Source organism: Flavobacterium resistens (assembly GCF_900182645.1).
GTDB lineage: Bacteria > Bacteroidota > Bacteroidia > Flavobacteriales > Flavobacteriaceae > Flavobacterium > Flavobacterium resistens.
Genome location: NZ_FXTA01000005.1, coordinates 388,140 through 405,936, shown reverse-complemented (window position 1 = coordinate 405,936; position 17,797 = coordinate 388,140). Strand labels below are relative to the sequence as shown.

Here is a 17,797-nt window from a genome sequence, read left to right as displayed (position 1 = left end):
CCATGAAAAAGGAAATTATAATATGGATTTTGAGAATAACGGCTTCAGTAATTTTATTGCAAACCTTGTTTTTTAAATTCAGCGGAGCAGAAGAAAGTATTTATATTTTCTCCACTTTAGGAGTAGAACCTTATGGAAGAATTGGTTCTGCAATTGCCGAATTAATCGCAGCGATTTTGATTTTAATTCCCAAAACAACCTTGATTGGCGCATTTGGTGCAACCGGAATTATGATTGGAGCTATTTTATCACATTTATTTGTTTTAGGAATTGAGGTTCAAAACGACGGCGGATTACTTTTTGCGTTAGCTGTTATTACGTTGTTGTGCAGTTTAAGTTTGCTTTATTTCAATAAAAACAAATTGTTTAATCTTCTAAATTAAAAGTTATGTTACTAAAATCAATACGCCGCAGTTTAGATGAGTTAACGGATTTATTGAATCAATTATCTGATAAAGATTATTCAAAATCCTGTGAGGCTTTAAGCAATGCCACAATTGGCGAACACACAAGGCATATTCTCGAAATGTTTCAATGTCTTCAAAACGGATACGATTCGGGAATTATAAATTATGATAATCGCGAGAGAAATATCAGAATTCAAACGGAGACTGAGTTTGCTAAACAATGCATCAACGAAATTAAAACAGGTTTGCAAAGCGAGAATAAAATAATGTTTCTGGAGCAGTTTATTGACGGACTTAACATGAGAATTCAAAGTAATTATTACAGAGAATTGCTTTATAATCTGGAACATTGCGTACATCATCAGGCTTTAATAAAAGTTGCTGTGCTGCAATTTGAAAATATTTTAATTGATGACAATTTTGGCGTAGCGCGTTCAACTATCGAATATAGAAAACAATGTGTACAGTAAGTTTTATAAATAATAACGGAGTTGCCATTATTACTTCAAACCGGGATGAAAAAGTAATTCGCCCCGGTGCTGTCGTGCCAAGAAATTACTGTCACAACGGCAAAAATATAATGTATCCAAAAGATTCAAAAGCCGGAGGAACCTGGTTTGCGATGGATGAAAACGGAACTGTTTTGGTTTTATTAAATGGCGGAATTACAAAACACATTCCCGTACTTCCGTATCGAAAAAGCCGCGGATTAATTGTTCTGGATATTATTTCCGATGTTTCATCAAAGGATTTTTGGAAACAAATTGATCTCAAAAATATAGAACCGTTTACACTGGTTTTGTTTCAGGAAAAAGTTTTGTATGAATTGATTTGGGACGGATGCAGTAAAAGAACAACAAAGCTGGATGAAACTCAAAACCATATTTGGTCATCGGTTACTTTATATTCGGAAGAAATTAGAAAAGAACGCTCCAATTGGTTTTTTGATTTTGTAAAAGATAAAAATGAAATCTCGGCTTTAGATATGCTGGATTTTCATAAAAAGACACAGAGCGATGATACGCAAAACGGTTTAATCATTAATAGAGAAAATGTAATGAAAACCTTAAGCGTAACGCAAGTTGTGATCGAAAAAAATAAAGGAGCAATGAAATATTACGATTTAATAAAAACAGAAGATTTTTCAACTTCTTTTATTCGAATTTAAAATATAAAACAATGAAACTATTTTTTCACAAAGTAACCAATTGGGAATATTGGCCATTTCAGGTTTTGTACTTTCCGATTTATTTTCTTTGGGCTTATTATGCAGTCAAAGCAAGGTCGATTTTTTTCTTTAATGCCTCAAATCCCAGAATCAAAAATGGAGGTTTTATCATGGAAAGCAAAAAACAGATTTATGATTTGCTGCCCAAAAAACACTATCCGAAAACCATTTTAGTTCGGGAAAAATCTGATTTAAAAGACATTGTCAATCTATTGGTCGAAAAACAAATTTATTTTCCATTAATCGCCAAACCAGATATTGGTCTGCGCGGTTCCGGAGTGAAAAAAATCAAAACCGTTTCTGAGTTAACAGATTATGCAGCTAAAGCAAATTTTGATTTTTTACTGCAAGATCTTATTCCGTTTGAAAAAGAAGTAGGTATTTTTTATGTGCGCAGTCCGCTTCAAAAAAACGGGAAAATTACAGGAATTGTTTCCAAAGAATTTTTGATTGTAACCGGAGACGGAAAATCAACTATTGAAAATTTAATCAAACAAACTCCAAGATTTGAACTGCAGTTTGAGGTTTTAAAAGAGGAATATGGAAAAGAATTGCAGCGGATTTTACCTAAAGGAGAAACCTTAAATTTAGTTCCGTTTGGCAATCATGCCCGAGGTGCAAAATTCCTTGACGGCAGCGATTGGATTACGCCAGAATTGACAAAGACAATTAATGAAATTGCAACTCAAATTCCGGGATTCTATTTCGGACGTTTTGATATCATGTATAATACTTTTGAAGAATTAGAACGAGGAGAAAATTTTCAAATTGTCGAACTTAACGGAGCCGCGAGCGAGCCTACACACATTTACGACCCCAAACATTCCGTATGGTTTGCCTGGAAAGAATTGGCCAGACATATTACTTATATGTATGAAATAAGCGTTGAAAACCATAAAATGGGAGTTCCTTATTTAGATTATAAAGTGGGGATGCGCGAATACAAATTACATTTGATTCAAAACAATAAAATCATGAATTTTTAAAAAATGAAAAGTTTAAAAAATATCTTAGTTGGATTTCTCGTAAGTTTTTTGGGATCAATTCCGTTAGGATATTTAAATCTTGTCGGATTAGAAATTTACACCAAATCAGGATTTCGTGATTTAGCTTTATTTTTATTCGGAGTTATTGTAGTAGAAACTTTTGTTATTTATTTCACGCTTCTTTTTGCAAAACAGCTCATCAACAATAAAAAATTAATGAAGATAATTGATTTTTTTGCGGTAGGATTCATGTTTGTTCTGGCCTTTGCATTTTATTTCAATTTTAATTTTAATCAAGAAATAAAATCAGATGGAATTTTATCAAACTATCTAATCTATTCGCCATTTGTAATCGGAATTATTTTGAATTGCTTTAATTTTTTACAGCTTCCTTTTTGGGCCAGCTGGAATTTATATTTGCTTAACGGAAAGTATATTGCCATTGAAAGGCAGTTAAAATATTATTATATTGCAGGAACTTTGATTGGTATTTTTTTTGGGATGCTTAGCTTGATTGTAGTTTTGCAGACTTTTTTTCAAAAAACAAATCAGTTTTCAAAGTACATAATGCCAGTTTTTATTCCAGGGTTTTTTATGATTCTGGGAAGTATTCAGGTATTTAAAGTGTATAAAAAATATTTTAAATCAGCAGCTTTAGAAATTTAAAAGTTAAAGTGCATCAAATTTTCATTTATGAAAAAACTATACTTTCTTCTTCCGTTTATTTTATTGAGTTGTAAATCAAATACTTCTTCTGTAAATGATATAAATTATAAAGTTTCACAGACAGAAGTTTCAGATTTCCTAAAATATCTTTCTTCAGATGAATTAGAAGGACGCGAAACTGGAACAAAAGGAATTGAAAAAGCAGCTGTTTTTTTAGAAGACTTTTTTAAGAAGAATAAAATCAAACCTTACTTTACATCGTATCGTGATACTCTAACGAATTTTAAATCTCCTGCTTATAATATTGTTGGTGTTTTAGAAGGAACAGATCCTCTCCTGAAAAAGGAATTTGTGGTTTTGAGTGCACATTATGATCATATTGGTTTGGATACAAAACAGCAGGCCGATAAAATTAATAATGGCGCTAATGATGATGCCTCTGGCGTAACAGCTGTCGCGCAAATGGCGAAATATTTTGCAAAGACAAAATCGAATAAACGCAGTATTCTTATTGTGTTTTTTGCAGGTGAAGAAAAAGGATTGTTAGGATCTAAAAGTTTAGTAGAGAAATTAAAAAAGAGAAATTTTAATTTGTACGCACAGCTGAATATCGAAATGATTGGCGTGCCAATGAAGCGTGATTATCTGGCTTATGTTACTGGTTTTGATAAATCAAATATGGCGCAAAAAATAAATGAATATACCGGGAAAAATACAATCGGGTTTTTACCAAAAGAAGCAGAATATAAGTTGTTTTTTAGATCTGATAATTATTCGTTTTTTGAAGCTTTCGGAAAGCCATGTCAATCGATAAGTACTTTCGATTTTGAGAATTTTGATTTTTATCATCACGTTTCAGATGAATTCAAGGTGATGGATATTTCCCATATAACTTCATTCATTCAGGAATTTTTGCCGGCTGTTACTATGATTGCTTCTACACCAACAGAAGAAATTACAATGAATTTATAACACAACCTTTTATTGGATTTGTTTATTTTTGCTACATGAAAAATATTATTGTTACCGGAACGAGTAGAGGAATTGGTTATGAATTAGCATTGCAATTTGCAAATGCAGGAAATCAGGTTTTGGCCATTTCACGAAAAATTCCAAAAGCACTTTTAGAACATGAAAATGTTGCATGTTTATCAATTGATTTAGCAGATGAATCTGCTTTAACAGAAGTAGAAAGCTTTCTTTCATCAACTTGGAAAAAGGTCGATGCAATTGTTCATAATGCAGGTGCTTTAATCTGGAAGCCTTTTGCAGAGACAACTCAGGCCGATTTTGAAAATATTTATAAAGTGAATGTTTTTGCAGTTGCTAATCTTACCAGAATTTGTCTTCCGTATTTGCAAAAAGGAAGTCACGTGGTAACAATTAGTTCGATTGGTGGTGTCAGAGGAAGTTTGAAATTTGCCGGATTAGCTGCTTACAGTTCAAGCAAAGGCGCTGTAATTACTTTAACAGAATTATTAGCTGAAGAATACAAAGAAAAAGGAATCTCATTTAATGTTTTAGCCTTAGGTTCTGTTCAGACCGAAATGCTGAATGAAGCTTTTCCAGGATATCAGGCGCCAATTTCTGCTGAAGGAATGGCGACTTATATTTATGATTTTACATTAAATGGAAATAAATATTTTAATGGAAAAGTACTTGAGGTTTCCTCTACTAATCCATAATTAAATTTCAATTATTAATCCCGATAGCTATCGGGACAAATTCCAATGTCGGGAGAAAACTTCTAACATTTAACAAATAACATTTGACTTTAAATTGAACGAGACATTAGCAAAATATATTCCTGAACATGCTGTAAAGCCTGTTTTTGATTTGATTGTAGCCAATCAGGTTCATTTGAAAATCGTAAATGAACGTCAGACGCGTCATGGTGATTATCGAAGAGCATTGAATGGCAAACATGAAATTACGGTTAATGCCAGTTTGAACAAATACCGTTTTTTGATCACGCTGATTCATGAAATTTCGCATTTGGTTGCATTCGAAAAATTTGGAAGAAATATAAAACCACATGGAAATGAGTGGAAATATACGTTTCAGCGTTTGATGATTCCGTTTATTCGTCCAGAAATTTTTCCTAGTATGATATTGCCTTTATTGGCGAGACATTTTAAAAATCCATCGGCGAGTAGTGATACTGATACCACTTTGTCATTGGCATTAAAACAATATGATTCAAATAGTGATAAGAATTATGTTTTTGAAATTCCTTACGGAAGTGTTTTCAGAATAAAAAATGGCAAGGTATTTAAAAAGATTGCCGTTAGAACAAAACGTTTCGAATGCCTCGAAATAAGCACAGGAAAAACCTATCTTTTTAATCCAAATGCTGAAGTTGAGCTGATAGATTAAAGGTTTAAATATTTCAAAATAGAAAATTCCAAATTCCGATTTTATGTAAGATTGGGGTTTGGAATTTTTGTTGGGATTTGTCATAAGAAATTTAATATTAATTTTAAATGCAATTTATTCTACATTTGTAGAATTACTTTATATTTGAAAAAATTAATTTTTTATGGAAAGAATATTACTCAGTTTATTTTTTGTGTTGGTTTTCTCAAATTTTGTTTTAGCACAAGAAACTTCTAATTCGGAAAAAGAAGAAAAAACGAATCCGATTATATATTTTGAAGGTTTTGGTGGACCATCAGTAGTGAAGAATCTTGGCGTTTCTGGTGGTGTTGGACTCAATTATCAATTGGGAGAAAGCCTGTTTACTTTTAGATATATTAATTCGGCTGGCTATAGAAGGAAAAATGATGGTCCGGTTATTATTGCTCCATCGGTTTACAAGTCAGAAGATAATGTTGAACTTGCCTTAATGTACGGGAGACGTTGGGTAAAAGAGCATCATTCATATAGTATTTCAGCAGGAATTAGCCGAAATAATTTTGAATTAGAAAGTCGTGATCTTGACGGAATTCGTACAGTTTCAACTGCAGGTTTTTATGGATTTCCTTTTGAAGCCAATTATAAAAGATTTTACTCCAAAAAAAGATCTAATTTGATCTACAATGTGCTGATTCCAAGTGTTGGGTTCAAGCTTTTTGGAGATATTGGGAAATATACTTTTGTAGGTGTTGGCGTATCAGTAGGTTTTGGATTATGCAAACATTATTAAAAAAGTAAATCCCAAATTCCACTTTTAATAGTTTGGAATTTGGGATTTTAAATGTTGAGATTTAAAAGGTTTTATCCTTTCAAATAAGCTTCTCTAACTTTTTTGAACAGATTTGAAGAATAGACAAATTTAACAATGTCTTTGTTGTCAGTTCTAAAGATTTCTTCTTTATTTCCCTGCCATGCTTTCAAGCCTTTTTTTAGAAAAACGATATTTTCACCAATTTCCATTACAGAGTTCATATCGTGTGTATTGATAACGGTTGTAATGTTGTATTCTCTGGTAATTTCCTGAATTAAGTTATCGATTAAAGTTGAAGTATTTGGATCAAGACCAGAGTTTGGTTCATCACAAAACAAATACTTTGGATTATTTACAATAGCACGTGCAATAGCAACACGTTTCTGCATACCTCCAGAAATTTCAGAAGGTAATTTTTTATGAGCATCTATCAGATTTACTCTTTCTAAAACAAAATCAACACGTTCTTGAATTTGAGCTTTGTTTTTGTTAGTAAACATTCTTAGCGGGAATGCCACATTTTCTTCAACGGTCATCGAGTCAAATAAAGCACTTCCCTGAAATACCATTCCGATTTCAGTTCTTAGCTCACGTTTTTCATCTTTGTCTAAATCAGAATAAACTCTTCCGTCAAATTCAATTGTTCCTGAGTCTGGCGTGTGAATTCCTAATAAAGTTTTCAATAAAACTGTTTTTCCAGATCCACTTTGTCCGATAATCAAATTGGTTTTTCCAGTTTCAAATACCGTTGAAACGCCTTTTAAAACTTTGCTGTCACCAAATGATTTTTCTATGTTTTTTACTTCTATCATTATCCTAGTAATAATTGAGTTAATATATAATTTAGGAGAATAATAGTAACAGATGTCCATACAAATGATGTTGTACTAGCCTTACCAACTTCTAATGCGCCACCTTTCATATAATATCCATGAAAAGACGGAATTGTTGCCAATAACATGGCAAAAATTAAAGTTTTGATAAAGGCATAAGTAATATGAAAGGGTATGAAATCTTTTTGCGCTCCCATAATAAAATCTGCGCCTGTTGAAAATCCTCCGTAAGCACACGCAAGCCATCCTCCAAAAATTCCTAAAAACATACTAATACCAATTACAAATGGATACATTAATAAAGCTATGATTTTTGGGAAAACAAGATAATTTACAGAGTTAACTCCCATAACTTCTAAAGCATCAATTTGTTCTGTAACACGCATTGTTCCAATACTTGAAGTAATGTAAGATCCCATTTTTCCGGCCATAATTACCGAAATAAAAGTAGGTGCAAATTCTAAGACTACAGATTGACGTGTAGCGAAACCAATTAGATATTTTGGAATTAAAGGGTTTGTTAAGTTTAGCGCTGTTTGAATGGCAACAACTCCTCCGATGAAAAAAGAGATAAAGCAGACAATCCCAAGTGAGTCGATAATTAAATCGTCGATTTCTTTGAAAATTAATTTTTTCATAACAGACCATTTGGTTTGTTTATTGAAAATTTCTTTCAGCATTAAAAAATATTTTCCTATTTGGGATAAATAACGAATTAGCATCATAAGTTTTACAAATATTGGCTAAGGTAAAAATAAGTTATGAGTTTTGGGTAATGAGTTCCAGTTTTTCGAGTGTTTTAGCAATCAAATTAACTTTTCTTTCATTTTTTGAAAACGATAATTTCTAATAAATTTAGCCTGTTCCGGAGTTACTAATAAAGGAGTTTTAGCTTTTTTAGCTTTCCAAAATCCTCTTATATAATCTAAAAATAAGAATGGTTTTTTCTTCATCATTGCCAATTTTGCCGAAGCAATTGCAGTAATCCAAAAACCATATCCTAATGTATAAAAAGCTTCGCCTTGCTTATAACGAGCTGTTTTGTTGTAGTTTGCGCCTGTCGGTTTTAAATGTTTTACATGTAAAGATTCGTCGGTAACAACTTTCCAATCGTAATATTTACAAAGTAATTCATCAACGGTATCCCAACCCATTGCAGGTCGTAATCCACCAATTTGCTGAAAGGTTTCTTTTCTATAAGCTTTCAAAGCCCCGCGAATGTGATCTTTATCGGTTAAGTTTTCCAAAACCCATTCGCCATTTTTATCAATATAGCAGAATCCGCCAACCATTCCGATTTTTGTATCTGATTCGAAATGTTTGATTATGGTTTCAAAATAATTTGGAGGGAAAATTAAATCGCCATCAATTTTTACAATGATATCGTAATCAGAATCTAAAGTTTCAAAACCTTTCTGAAAAGCTTGAATTACTTTACTTCCCGGCATATGAATCGCATCTGAAGTTTTGTTCACAACAGATATGTATGGGTTTTCTTTTGCAAATTCTAAAACGACTTCTTCTGTTTTATCAGTTGAATTGTCATTTACAACCACAACTTTTGAAGGTAAAACGGTTTGAGAAACCAAAGATTGCAAAGTCAAGCCAATTAAATCTTGTTCGTTGTGCGCGGGAATGACGATATAGTACTTCATTTAAAAAATTTTAGATTTTAAATTTTAGATTTTAGATTTTTTGGAATATCTAAATCAAAAATCAAAAATCGTTAATCTGCAATCTTAATTTTTAACTTTCTCCGCAACAACAAGATAGTATCTCGGAGTAAAATATCTTAATAGAGGTCTTAATCCAAATTTTTTCACAGGATGCGTAAATTGTAAACGATCTGTAATTTTCCAGCCTGTTTTTTCTAAAAGCCAGTCCAATTGCCAGTCTTCAAATTCGTGATAATGTCTGTCCCACATATCTGTTTTAGAACGATATGCTGGCGAAAACCACAAACGTAACGGAATCGAAATTAACAATTTATCGCATTTTACGTTTTCTAAAACGGTGTATGGATTTAGTAAATGTTCGAAAATTTCAAATGCCGTAAAAACAGTATATTCTTCTGTTTGTAAAGCAGTGTGATCGTTATCTAAATCTTCTCCTTTTGTATTTTTTACAGTATAGCCATTTTCTTCCATTATTTTAGAAAATGGATTTGGTACGCCAAAATCAAAAATGGTCTCTGAAGTATTTACGTGTTTTTGTAAAAATTCTAAAGTAAGCTTGAATCTTTTATTAGGAAACGTTTTTTCGTACATAGTCATTGCGAACGAATCAATCTCTCGTTCTTGATTTTAATTAGGTCGCAAATATACTAAAAAAGTCCGCACTATAAGATGCGGACTTTTTTAGTTTTCAGTATTCAATCACAGTTTTCAGTAGCTGTGAATTGCGAATATAAATTTAATATCGATATACAAAAGCATTAATATTCATTCCCGCTCCTACTGAAGCAAAAATAAGAACATCACCTTTGTTGATTTCATGGTTTTCGATTTTTCCTTGTAAAATCAAATCGTATAGCGTAGGAACTGTAGCGACACTACTGTTTCCTAGATCGTGAATACTCATTGGCATAATATCTTTTGGTGGCATTTTATCATAAAGTTTGTAGAAACGTTCGATAATCGCTTCGTCCATTTTTTCGTTTGCTTGGTGAATCAGGATTTTTTTCACTTCATCAATTCCGATTCCGCTTTTGTCTAAACAACTTTTCATAGCGCACGGAACATTGCTTAAAGCAAATTCGTAAATTTTACGTCCATACATTTTAATGTATTTGATATCCGGATCTAGATCTGGGTTGTATGATTTTCCGAAGAAAAGATAGTTTGCTTCGTCATTTGCAAAAGTGGCACTTTCATATGATAATAATCCAGCTTCATCTGTTGATAATTCTAAAATTGAAACACCAGCTCCATCAGAATAAATCATTGAATCACGGTCATGATCATCTACAACTCTTGATAAAGTCTCAGCTCCAATTACCATTACTCTTTTTGCCATTCCTGATTTGATGAAAGCGTTGGCTTGTAAAACACCTTCAATCCAGCCTGGGCATCCGAAAAGAATATCATAAGCCACACATTTAGGATTTTTGATGCCTAATTTGTTTTTTACACGTGTTGCTAAACTTGGTAAAACATCTGTTTGATGTGTTCCGGTTTTTACGTCGCCAAAATTATGTGCGAAAATAATATAGTCTAAAGTTTCAGCGTCGATTCCTGCGTTTGCAATTGCTTTTTGTGCCGCAAAGAATGCTAAGTCAGAAGCTGTGTATTGAGGTTCAGCATAACGGCGGTTTTGAATTCCGGTAATGCCTTTGAATTTTTTAATAACAACTTCGTTCGGATAACCAAAAGGAGTTCCATCTTCATTTAAAAAAACATGTTTGTCAAAATCTGTGTTTTTTACTTCTAAATTAGGAATGTAGCTCCCAATACCAATAATTTTTATTTTCATTTTTCCCGTAATTATCCGATAAATTTGATGCTAAAATAGAAATAAAATAATGATAACTATCATAAAAAATACTATGCATGCATATAATTGTGAAATAAAAGATTTTTTAATGATAAACTGATTATTTACTAATGATTTTTTAATTTTTCCGAGATTTCAAACGTTTGAGATTGATTTAGGAACGTATTTTTATTTCGACTGAATATTCGAAAGTGTTATAAAAATTAAAAAAGTTTTTAAGAATGTTATAAAAAAATAAAACCCGATAACGATGATGTTATCGGGTTTGTTTTATGAAATAATATGTGATTAATTTTCCATATAAGCTTCAATAGGAGCACAGCTGCAAACTAAGTTTCTGTCACCGTAAGCATCGTCTACACGACGAACTGATGGCCAAAATTTATTTTCAGCAATGTAATCTAATGGATAAGCTGCTTTTTCTCTTGTATAAGGGAAATCCCAAGAATCAGTAGTTAACATTGCTAATGTGTGCGGTGCATTTTTCAATACATTATTTTTATCATCGGCAGTTGCAGCTTCGATTTCTTTTCTGATTGAAATAAGTGCATCACAGAAACGATCTAACTCAGCTAAATCTTCAGATTCAGTTGGTTCAATCATTAAAGTTCCAGCTACTGGGAAAGAAACCGTAGGAGCGTGGAAACCGTAATCCATTAAACGTTTTGCGATATCACCAACTTCAATTCCGTTTTCTTTGAATGAACGGCAATCTAAAATCATTTCGTGAGCCGCTCTTCCGCATTCTCCAGTATAAAGAATAGGGTAGTGACCTTCGAAACGAGATTTCATATAGTTAGCATTTAAAATCGCGTGTTCAGTAGCGCTTTTTAATCCTTCAGCACCCATCATTGTGATGTAACCGTAAGAGATTAAACATACTAAAGCAGATCCGTAAGGTGCAGATGAAATTGCTGTAATAGCTTGTTCACCACCTACTTTTAAGATTGGATTTGTCGGTAAGAAGGGAACTAATTTTTCGTTCACGCAGATTGGTCCAACTCCAGGTCCACCGCCACCGTGAGGAATAGCGAATGTTTTGTGTAAGTTTAAGTGACAAACGTCAGCACCAATTGTAGCAGGATTTGTTAATCCAACTTGCGCGTTCATGTTTGCACCATCCATATACACTAATCCTCCATTTTCGTGGATTAATTTTGTGATTTCAATAATTGAAGATTCGAAAACTCCATGAGTAGAAGGGTACGTTACCATTAAACAAGATAAATCATCTTTATGTTCAATCGCTTTTTCTCTTAAATCTTCAACATCAATATTTCCTTCTGGAGTCGTTTTAGTAACGATGATTTTCATTCCAGCCATCGCTGCAGAAGCAGGATTTGTTCCGTGAGCTGATGAAGGAATCAAACATACATTACGGTGACCTTCGTTTCTTGACATGTGGTAAGCACGAATAGCCATTAAACCAGCATATTCTCCTTGCGCTCCAGAGTTTGGCTGTAATGTTGTTCCAGCAAATCCAGTAATTACATTTAATTGCTCCTCTAATTTTTTAAGCATTGTGATATAACCTTCAGCTTGCTCAACTGGTGCAAACGGGTGAATGCTGTTCCAGTTTGGCATTGAAAGAGGCAACATTTCTGAAGCTGCGTTTAATTTCATCGTACAAGAACCTAATGAAATCATCGAGTGATTCAATGATAAATCTTTACGCTCTAATTTTTTGATATAACGCATTATCTGACTTTCTGAATGATGATTGTTGAAAACATCATGCGTTAAGAAAGAAGATGTTCTTTCTAATGAAGCCGGTAATTGACTAGCTTCAGTTAATTCAGAAACTGTGAAAGTTTCTTTTCCTAAAGCTTCAGCAAAAATCGCAATAATTTGGTTGATATCAGCAACTGAAGTTGTTTCGTTGAATGAAATAGAAATCGTATCAGCATCAACATAGAAGAAGTTTACTTCATTTTTCTCCGCTACAGCTTTTACTTTTTGAGCGTCTGCTTTTACTAAAATAGTATCAAAATAAGCTGTGTTGGTTTGGAAAACTCCTAATTTATTTAAAGCTTCAGCAGTAGTAACCGCCGACGCGTGAACTTTATTTGCAATATATTTTAAACCTTCTGGTCCGTGGTAAACTGCATACATTCCAGCCATAACTGCTAATAAAACCTGAGCAGTACAAATGTTAGAAGTCGCTTTTTCACGTTTGATGTGCTGTTCACGAGTTCCTAATGCCATACGCAAAGCACGGTTTCCATTTGTGTCAACAGAAACTCCAATGATACGACCTGGCATAGATCGTTTGTATTCATCTTTAGTTGCAAAGTATGCAGCGTGAGGACCACCATAACCCATTGGTACACCAAAACGTTGTGTTGTTCCAACCACTACAGCAGCTCCCATTTCTCCTGGAGAAGTTAAAGTTGCTAATGATAAAATATCAGCAGCAAAGGCAACCTTGATTTCATTTTCTTTTGCTTTAGCAACAAAAGTGCTATAATCGTTTACCTGACCATATTTTCCTGGGTATTGTAAAATAGCTCCGAAGAACTCATTTGAAAAATCAAATGTTTCGTGGTTTCCAACAACTAATTCAATTCCAATTGGAGTTGAACGTGTTTGAAGTACAGATAAAGTTTGAGGTAAAATTTCTTCAGAAACGAAGAATTTGTGTGTATTGTTTTTCTTTTGATCTCTCGTACGAACATCAAATAATAAAGCCATAGCTTCTGCAGCAGCAGTTCCTTCATCAAGTAAAGATGCGTTTGCAATTTCCATTCCTGTTAATTCGATAACAGTAGTCTGGAAATTCAAAATTGCTTCAAGACGACCTTGAGCAATTTCTGCTTGGTAAGGCGTGTAAGCTGTATACCATCCTGGGTTTTCAAAGATATTTCTCTGAATTGGCGCAGGAACAATAGTTGGATGATAACCCAAACCAATGTATGATTTGAATACTTTATTTTTCTTTCCTAATTCCTGAATATGATTTGCAAATTCATATTCTGTCATTGCAGGATCTAAATTCAAAGGCGCTTTTAAACGAATATCGTCCGGAAGGGTTTCATAAACAAGTTGTTCAATCGAATCAACTCCAATAGTTTTCAGCATGTGCTGAAGATCTGTTTCTCTTGGACCAATGTGTCTTAAAGCAAAAGCATCTGTTTTCATGTAGCTATCTAAGTTTTTTAAATTAATGTGTTCGTGCACCATTTTGCTGTACGAATCACATTTAAAAGTAAATGTGTTGTTTTTTTGTGGCGCAAAATTAAGTATTATTAATAATTTAATGGGTATTTTTAACTTCAATTTTTATCAAATTTCTAACTAAAGAGTTGATTTGTTACCAATTGATTAGATTTGAGGCATGAAACTTCTAAAACAAATATTAGATTTTTATTTAAACAGCAGTATTCACGTGGCTTTATCGTGTTATGCTTTGGTTCGCATTACTTTTCATTTCTTTCATATTCAGTATGATGAACCAATGGCGCTGTTCGTTTTTTTCGGAACAATTGTAGGATATAATTTTGTAAAATATGATGCCTTGGTTCGGGTGAAAAGAAAACCTGTCGGGAATCAGTTAAAAATTATCGCTGTTTTAAGTTTTATTTCGCTGATTTTAGTCGGATATTATTTTTTCCATTTAAAAAGAATCACGCAAATTGTTTCCGTTGTAATTTTTGCCATAACCGCGCTTTATACATTACCGTTTTTTCCAAACAGAAAAAATGCCCGAAACTGGGCAGGAGTAAAAATCTACATTGTAGCGATTTGCTGGGTAGGAGCAAGTTTGGTTTTACCGTATATAAATGCCGAAATTCCTTTTACGGCCGACTTTTTTATAAAATGCGTCCAGCGTTTTGTTTTGGTTTTTGTACTTATTTTGGTTTTCGAAATTCTGGATTTGGCCAATGATGATCCGCATTTGCAAACCGTTCCGCAGACAATTGGCGTAAAAAAAACTAAGATTTTAGGATTTTCACTTTTGGTTCCGTTTTGGGTTTTAGGAATATTGTCTTTTACACTTCATGATCTTATTATCAATCTGATAATGGTTGTGACATTAATGCTTTTCATTTTCTTTGCTAATACAAATCGCTCCAAATATTATACTTCTTTCTGGGTTGAAAGCGTACCGATTTTTTGGTGGTTGATGATTTTGTTTCTTTAGAAGTAAAAGTTTCTAAATAATATGGGCGTGCCCGCCGCGGCGGGTCGGGCTATCCGTTTCAAGTCCTCGCACTTCCTTCGTCAGGCTGTGGGCTTTCCACTTCTATCCCTCACGCAAACCGTAAAACGAGAAAATTCATTTTCAAAGAGAATTTTATTAACTGTTAATTTTCCGAAACCTCTTTCAAAACCTTATTTCTTTCCAAAAGGAAATTCGTAAGATGCTTTTCTAAAAACAAAATATCGAAAAGCTCTCCGAATATGCCAAACGGAGTTTCATATTGCAATTTATCTTTCATAATTGTTACGCCATTTTCTTCTTCAAAAATATGCTCATGTTTGAACGATTTGAATTTGCCTTCTTCCATTTCGTCAACAAAATAATCATAAAGATTCATTACTGTTATTCGACTTTTATGAGTGATGTAAAATCCGAAATGTTTACCGCGCCAGGTTACCGTCTCACCTAAATTTATCAAGCCAGATGTTACGCCAGCAATTGCTTTTTCTTTTGAAGGACTTGCAGATTGCTGATGAATATCGATATTTCGTGAAGCATCAAAAACGATTTGTTTTGATGCTTTTATTTTTGTTGTGAGGTTTATTGTTGTCATTGGTTAATTTTGTTTTAGCGCAATCTTGTCATTTCGACGAAGGAGAAATCTTCACTAGTAACTCCGCAACGAGAATCTAATCTTTGTCGAGCTTCTCGCGAAGATTTCTCCTTCGTCGAAATGACAAAAATGCTTAAAGTAAGTTTTCAAAAACTTCATCAATATTTCCAAACTTAAACTCAAACCCATTTTCTAAAAGTCTTTTCGGAACTGCGTTTCGGCTTTTCAAAACCAATTCCGTTTCTGTTCGAATAAAAAAAGACCCAATTCCCAGAAAGAATTTATTCATCGGAATTCCGAAAGGAAAACCAATTGCTTTTCTAAGTTTCTGCATAAAATCAACATTGCGAATAGGTTCGGGAGAAACGATATTTACAATTCCAGACATTTCTTTTTGAATAATAAAATCAATCGCATTCGCAAAATCTTCTTCATGAATCCAGCTTATAAACTGATTTCCGTTTCCTTGTTTTCCTCCAAAACCAATTTTAGCCAAAGTCTTCAACGGAATTAAAGCACCGCCGTTTTTTCCTAAAACAATAGAAGTTCGCAAAGCCGTTTTTAAAGTCTTTGGAGTTTCGGTTTTAAAGAATGCTTTTTCCCAAGATAAAGCAACATTTATAGAAAAGTCATTTCCAATTTCGCCATTAATTTCATCCATTTGTTTGTCTAAAGAAAATCTATAAATAGTCGATGTTGATGAATTCAGCCAATGTTTCGGTGGATTTTTGCAATTTAAAACTGCTTTGTTTAGAATTTTGGTGCTTTCAATTCGAGACCATAAAATCTCTTTTTTATTCTTTTTCGTATAACGGCAATCCACAGATTTTCCTGCGAGATTAATTAAAACAGTTGCGTTTTCTAACTCCTTTTCCCAGCCAGAAAAAGTTCTGGCATTCCAGTTTACATATTTAAGTCCGTTTACGGTTTGAGATTTTCCTCGAGTCAGAATTACAATTTCTTCAAATTTATCTTTGAAATGATTCATTAAAACTTGTCCTAAAAACCCTGTTCCGGCTGCGATTATGAGTTTGTTCATTTTATAAATTTAAGATAAATAGTAAAGCAATCATTCGATAAAGAACCCAGGTAAAACACAAATAAAAAGGAAGTTTTAGAATTTTAACTCTTCTGAAATGTTCTGCAAACATGATAAAAAAAGTTATTCCAAACCAACCTAAAACTAGAAATTGAGGAAGATTGATAAATTGATTTAAAATCAAAATTGGAACTAAAATCAAAGATCCTATTAAAGAAATAGTCATTAAGTTTCCAGCATAATTGACAATTGTTTGTTTATCAAATTTCATAAGAAACAAACTTTGAAAAATAATTTGTCCAAAAGCTAAAATGAATTCTCTCAAAATACTTGTTTTCGGTAAAATCGGAATCAAATTTGAAAATCCAAACAAAACAAAAGTTGTGACCGTTAAAGCAAATCCGATAAATAGAAATCTGTATTTGTAATTAAAATCGGGAGTACATTGCAATTTGTTTTCTTCTTTTACATTTCCCGGAATAATTACTTTTCTATTGTAAGAAACAAAAGAATACATTTTTTTCAGGATAAAATGAATCGGTTTTACCGTTGCTATTTTTTCGATCAAAGGAAAAGAAAATCCAACCACTTTTATGAGACTGTCAATTCCGTAAATAACAGTTTTGGTTTTATTATCAACTAACGCAATTTCGTTTGGAGCGCGTTTTAAGTCCACAAAATTTTGTTCTTCGGCAGATAATTGACAATAAGATTTTCTTCCGTTTTCATCAAGCATTCCGCTTTTTACAAATCCAGTGGTGTACAAACTGCAAAGCGGACAATCTTCATCATAAAGTAAAGTTTGGTTTTCTAACGTTTTCATGATTTTCAAGTTTAAGCTGTAAAAACTAATCTTTCTTCTCGCTGCGCTTCTTTAGCTTTTCTTTTTCCTCTAAAAAAGAAATATAAATTGAAGAATAACATGATACCAAGATAAATAGAAAATCCTCCAATTTTATAACTTAGTTTTTCAATTAATTCCTGATAACTGTCTTGGTTTAATTGCAGTTCAAGAATCATTAAAGCAAAACCAATATTTAAAAGATAGAATCCGGTTTCAAAAAGTTTGTTGGTTGCTTCAGCGATTTCTTCTCGGCCTTTAAAAATGTCAAGCATAAAGATTTTTCCGTTTTTGAATAGCGTTTTAGAAACATAATAAGTTAGAAATAAAGCAACTGGCAAGTAAATTCCGTATCCGATTAAGATTTTTGTAGTTTCCATAATAT

At 32.9% G+C, this 17,797-nt stretch carries 20 protein-coding genes; 10 read left to right on the top strand and 10 right to left on the bottom strand.

Annotated features, from left to right (window positions below):
* The first annotated feature begins 2 nt into the window (after nucleotides 1-2).
* The 9 genes from FN795_RS18940 to FN795_RS18900 all read left to right on the top strand — a co-directional run bounded on the left by FN795_RS18940 (nucleotide 3) and on the right by FN795_RS18900 (nucleotide 6,432).
* Complete coding sequence (locus FN795_RS18940; protein ID WP_142452049.1) at nucleotides 3-383, top strand: DoxX family protein; 381 nt, start codon at nucleotides 3-5, stop codon at nucleotides 381-383.
* Nucleotides 384-388: 5 nt separating this feature from the next.
* Complete coding sequence (locus FN795_RS18935; RefSeq protein WP_142452048.1) at nucleotides 389-877, top strand: DinB family protein; 489 nt, start codon at nucleotides 389-391, stop codon at nucleotides 875-877.
* Nucleotides 865-1,575: an NRDE family protein gene (locus FN795_RS18930; RefSeq protein ID WP_142452047.1), complete on the top strand. Its 711-nt coding sequence runs from the start codon at nucleotides 865-867 to the stop codon at nucleotides 1,573-1,575. Before FN795_RS18935 ends, FN795_RS18930 begins: the two co-directional genes overlap by 13 nt.
* Before the next feature lie 11 nt (nucleotides 1,576-1,586).
* Nucleotides 1,587-2,621, top strand: coding sequence for an ATP-grasp domain-containing protein (locus tag FN795_RS18925; protein ID WP_142452046.1), 1,035 nt, complete (start codon nucleotides 1,587-1,589; stop codon nucleotides 2,619-2,621).
* 3 nt (nucleotides 2,622-2,624) lie between these two features.
* Nucleotides 2,625-3,287, top strand: coding sequence for a hypothetical protein (locus tag FN795_RS18920; protein ID WP_142452045.1), 663 nt, complete (start codon nucleotides 2,625-2,627; stop codon nucleotides 3,285-3,287).
* Between the two features lie 27 nt (nucleotides 3,288-3,314).
* Nucleotides 3,315-4,259, top strand: a complete 945-nt coding sequence (locus tag FN795_RS18915; RefSeq protein WP_142452044.1) for a M20/M25/M40 family metallo-hydrolase — start codon at nucleotides 3,315-3,317, stop codon at nucleotides 4,257-4,259.
* 35 nt (nucleotides 4,260-4,294) lie between these two features.
* Nucleotides 4,295-4,972: an SDR family NAD(P)-dependent oxidoreductase gene (locus FN795_RS18910; protein WP_142452043.1), complete on the top strand. Its 678-nt coding sequence runs from the start codon at nucleotides 4,295-4,297 to the stop codon at nucleotides 4,970-4,972.
* A gap of 94 nt (nucleotides 4,973-5,066) precedes the next feature.
* Complete coding sequence (locus FN795_RS18905; RefSeq protein WP_142452042.1) at nucleotides 5,067-5,663, top strand: SprT-like domain-containing protein; 597 nt, start codon at nucleotides 5,067-5,069, stop codon at nucleotides 5,661-5,663.
* A 163-nt stretch (nucleotides 5,664-5,826) separates the two neighbouring features.
* Entirely contained in the window at nucleotides 5,827-6,432 is a 606-nt protein-coding gene (locus FN795_RS18900; RefSeq protein WP_142452041.1) for a hypothetical protein, read from the top strand.
* 71 nt (nucleotides 6,433-6,503) lie between these two features.
* Here the strand turns inward: FN795_RS18900 and FN795_RS18895 are convergent, their stop codons facing one another.
* The 6 genes from FN795_RS18895 to gcvP all read right to left on the bottom strand — a co-directional run bounded on the left by FN795_RS18895 (nucleotide 6,504) and on the right by gcvP (nucleotide 13,916).
* Entirely contained in the window at nucleotides 6,504-7,265 is a 762-nt protein-coding gene (locus FN795_RS18895) for an ABC transporter ATP-binding protein (protein ID WP_035650552.1), read from the bottom strand.
* A complete protein-coding gene (locus tag FN795_RS18890; protein WP_026727919.1) occupies nucleotides 7,265-8,011 on the bottom strand; it encodes an MlaE family ABC transporter permease in 747 nt (248 codons plus the stop codon). Before FN795_RS18890 ends, FN795_RS18895 begins: the two co-directional genes overlap by 1 nt.
* A gap of 81 nt (nucleotides 8,012-8,092) precedes the next feature.
* Nucleotides 8,093-8,941 (bottom strand): glycosyltransferase, encoded by an 849-nt coding sequence (locus tag FN795_RS18885; RefSeq protein ID WP_142452040.1) that lies wholly within the window; start codon nucleotides 8,939-8,941, stop codon nucleotides 8,093-8,095.
* A gap of 84 nt (nucleotides 8,942-9,025) precedes the next feature.
* Entirely contained in the window at nucleotides 9,026-9,553 is a 528-nt protein-coding gene (locus FN795_RS18880) for a methyltransferase (protein WP_142452095.1), read from the bottom strand.
* A 145-nt stretch (nucleotides 9,554-9,698) separates the two neighbouring features.
* On the bottom strand, nucleotides 9,699-10,757 hold the full coding sequence (locus tag FN795_RS18875) for a 3-oxoacyl-ACP synthase III family protein (RefSeq protein WP_142452039.1): 1,059 nt from the start codon (nucleotides 10,755-10,757) through the stop codon (nucleotides 9,699-9,701).
* A 309-nt stretch (nucleotides 10,758-11,066) separates the two neighbouring features.
* The gene (gene gcvP, locus FN795_RS18870) at nucleotides 11,067-13,916 is read right to left on the bottom strand and encodes an aminomethyl-transferring glycine dehydrogenase (protein ID WP_142452038.1); all 2,850 of its coding nucleotides are present in this window, start codon (nucleotides 13,914-13,916) and stop codon (nucleotides 11,067-11,069) included.
* A gap of 196 nt (nucleotides 13,917-14,112) precedes the next feature.
* Here gcvP and FN795_RS18865 point away from each other — a divergent pair, with 196 nt between their 5' ends.
* Nucleotides 14,113-14,919: a UbiA prenyltransferase family protein gene (locus FN795_RS18865; RefSeq protein ID WP_142452037.1), complete on the top strand. Its 807-nt coding sequence runs from the start codon at nucleotides 14,113-14,115 to the stop codon at nucleotides 14,917-14,919.
* A gap of 163 nt (nucleotides 14,920-15,082) precedes the next feature.
* Here FN795_RS18865 and FN795_RS18860 read toward each other — a convergent pair whose 3' ends face one another.
* The 4 genes from FN795_RS18860 to FN795_RS18845 all read right to left on the bottom strand — a co-directional run bounded on the left by FN795_RS18860 (nucleotide 15,083) and on the right by FN795_RS18845 (nucleotide 17,792).
* Nucleotides 15,083-15,532 (bottom strand): SRPBCC family protein, encoded by a 450-nt coding sequence (locus FN795_RS18860; RefSeq protein ID WP_142452036.1) that lies wholly within the window; start codon nucleotides 15,530-15,532, stop codon nucleotides 15,083-15,085.
* A gap of 133 nt (nucleotides 15,533-15,665) precedes the next feature.
* Nucleotides 15,666-16,571 (bottom strand): TIGR01777 family oxidoreductase, encoded by a 906-nt coding sequence (locus tag FN795_RS18855; RefSeq protein ID WP_142452035.1) that lies wholly within the window; start codon nucleotides 16,569-16,571, stop codon nucleotides 15,666-15,668.
* Between the two features lies 1 nt (nucleotide 16,572).
* On the bottom strand, nucleotides 16,573-17,394 hold the full coding sequence (locus tag FN795_RS18850) for a thiol-disulfide oxidoreductase DCC family protein (protein WP_142452034.1): 822 nt from the start codon (nucleotides 17,392-17,394) through the stop codon (nucleotides 16,573-16,575).
* Between the two features lie 11 nt (nucleotides 17,395-17,405).
* The gene (locus FN795_RS18845) at nucleotides 17,406-17,792 is read right to left on the bottom strand and encodes a hypothetical protein (protein WP_142452033.1); all 387 of its coding nucleotides are present in this window, start codon (nucleotides 17,790-17,792) and stop codon (nucleotides 17,406-17,408) included.
* Nucleotides 17,793-17,797: the final 5 nt, after the last annotated feature.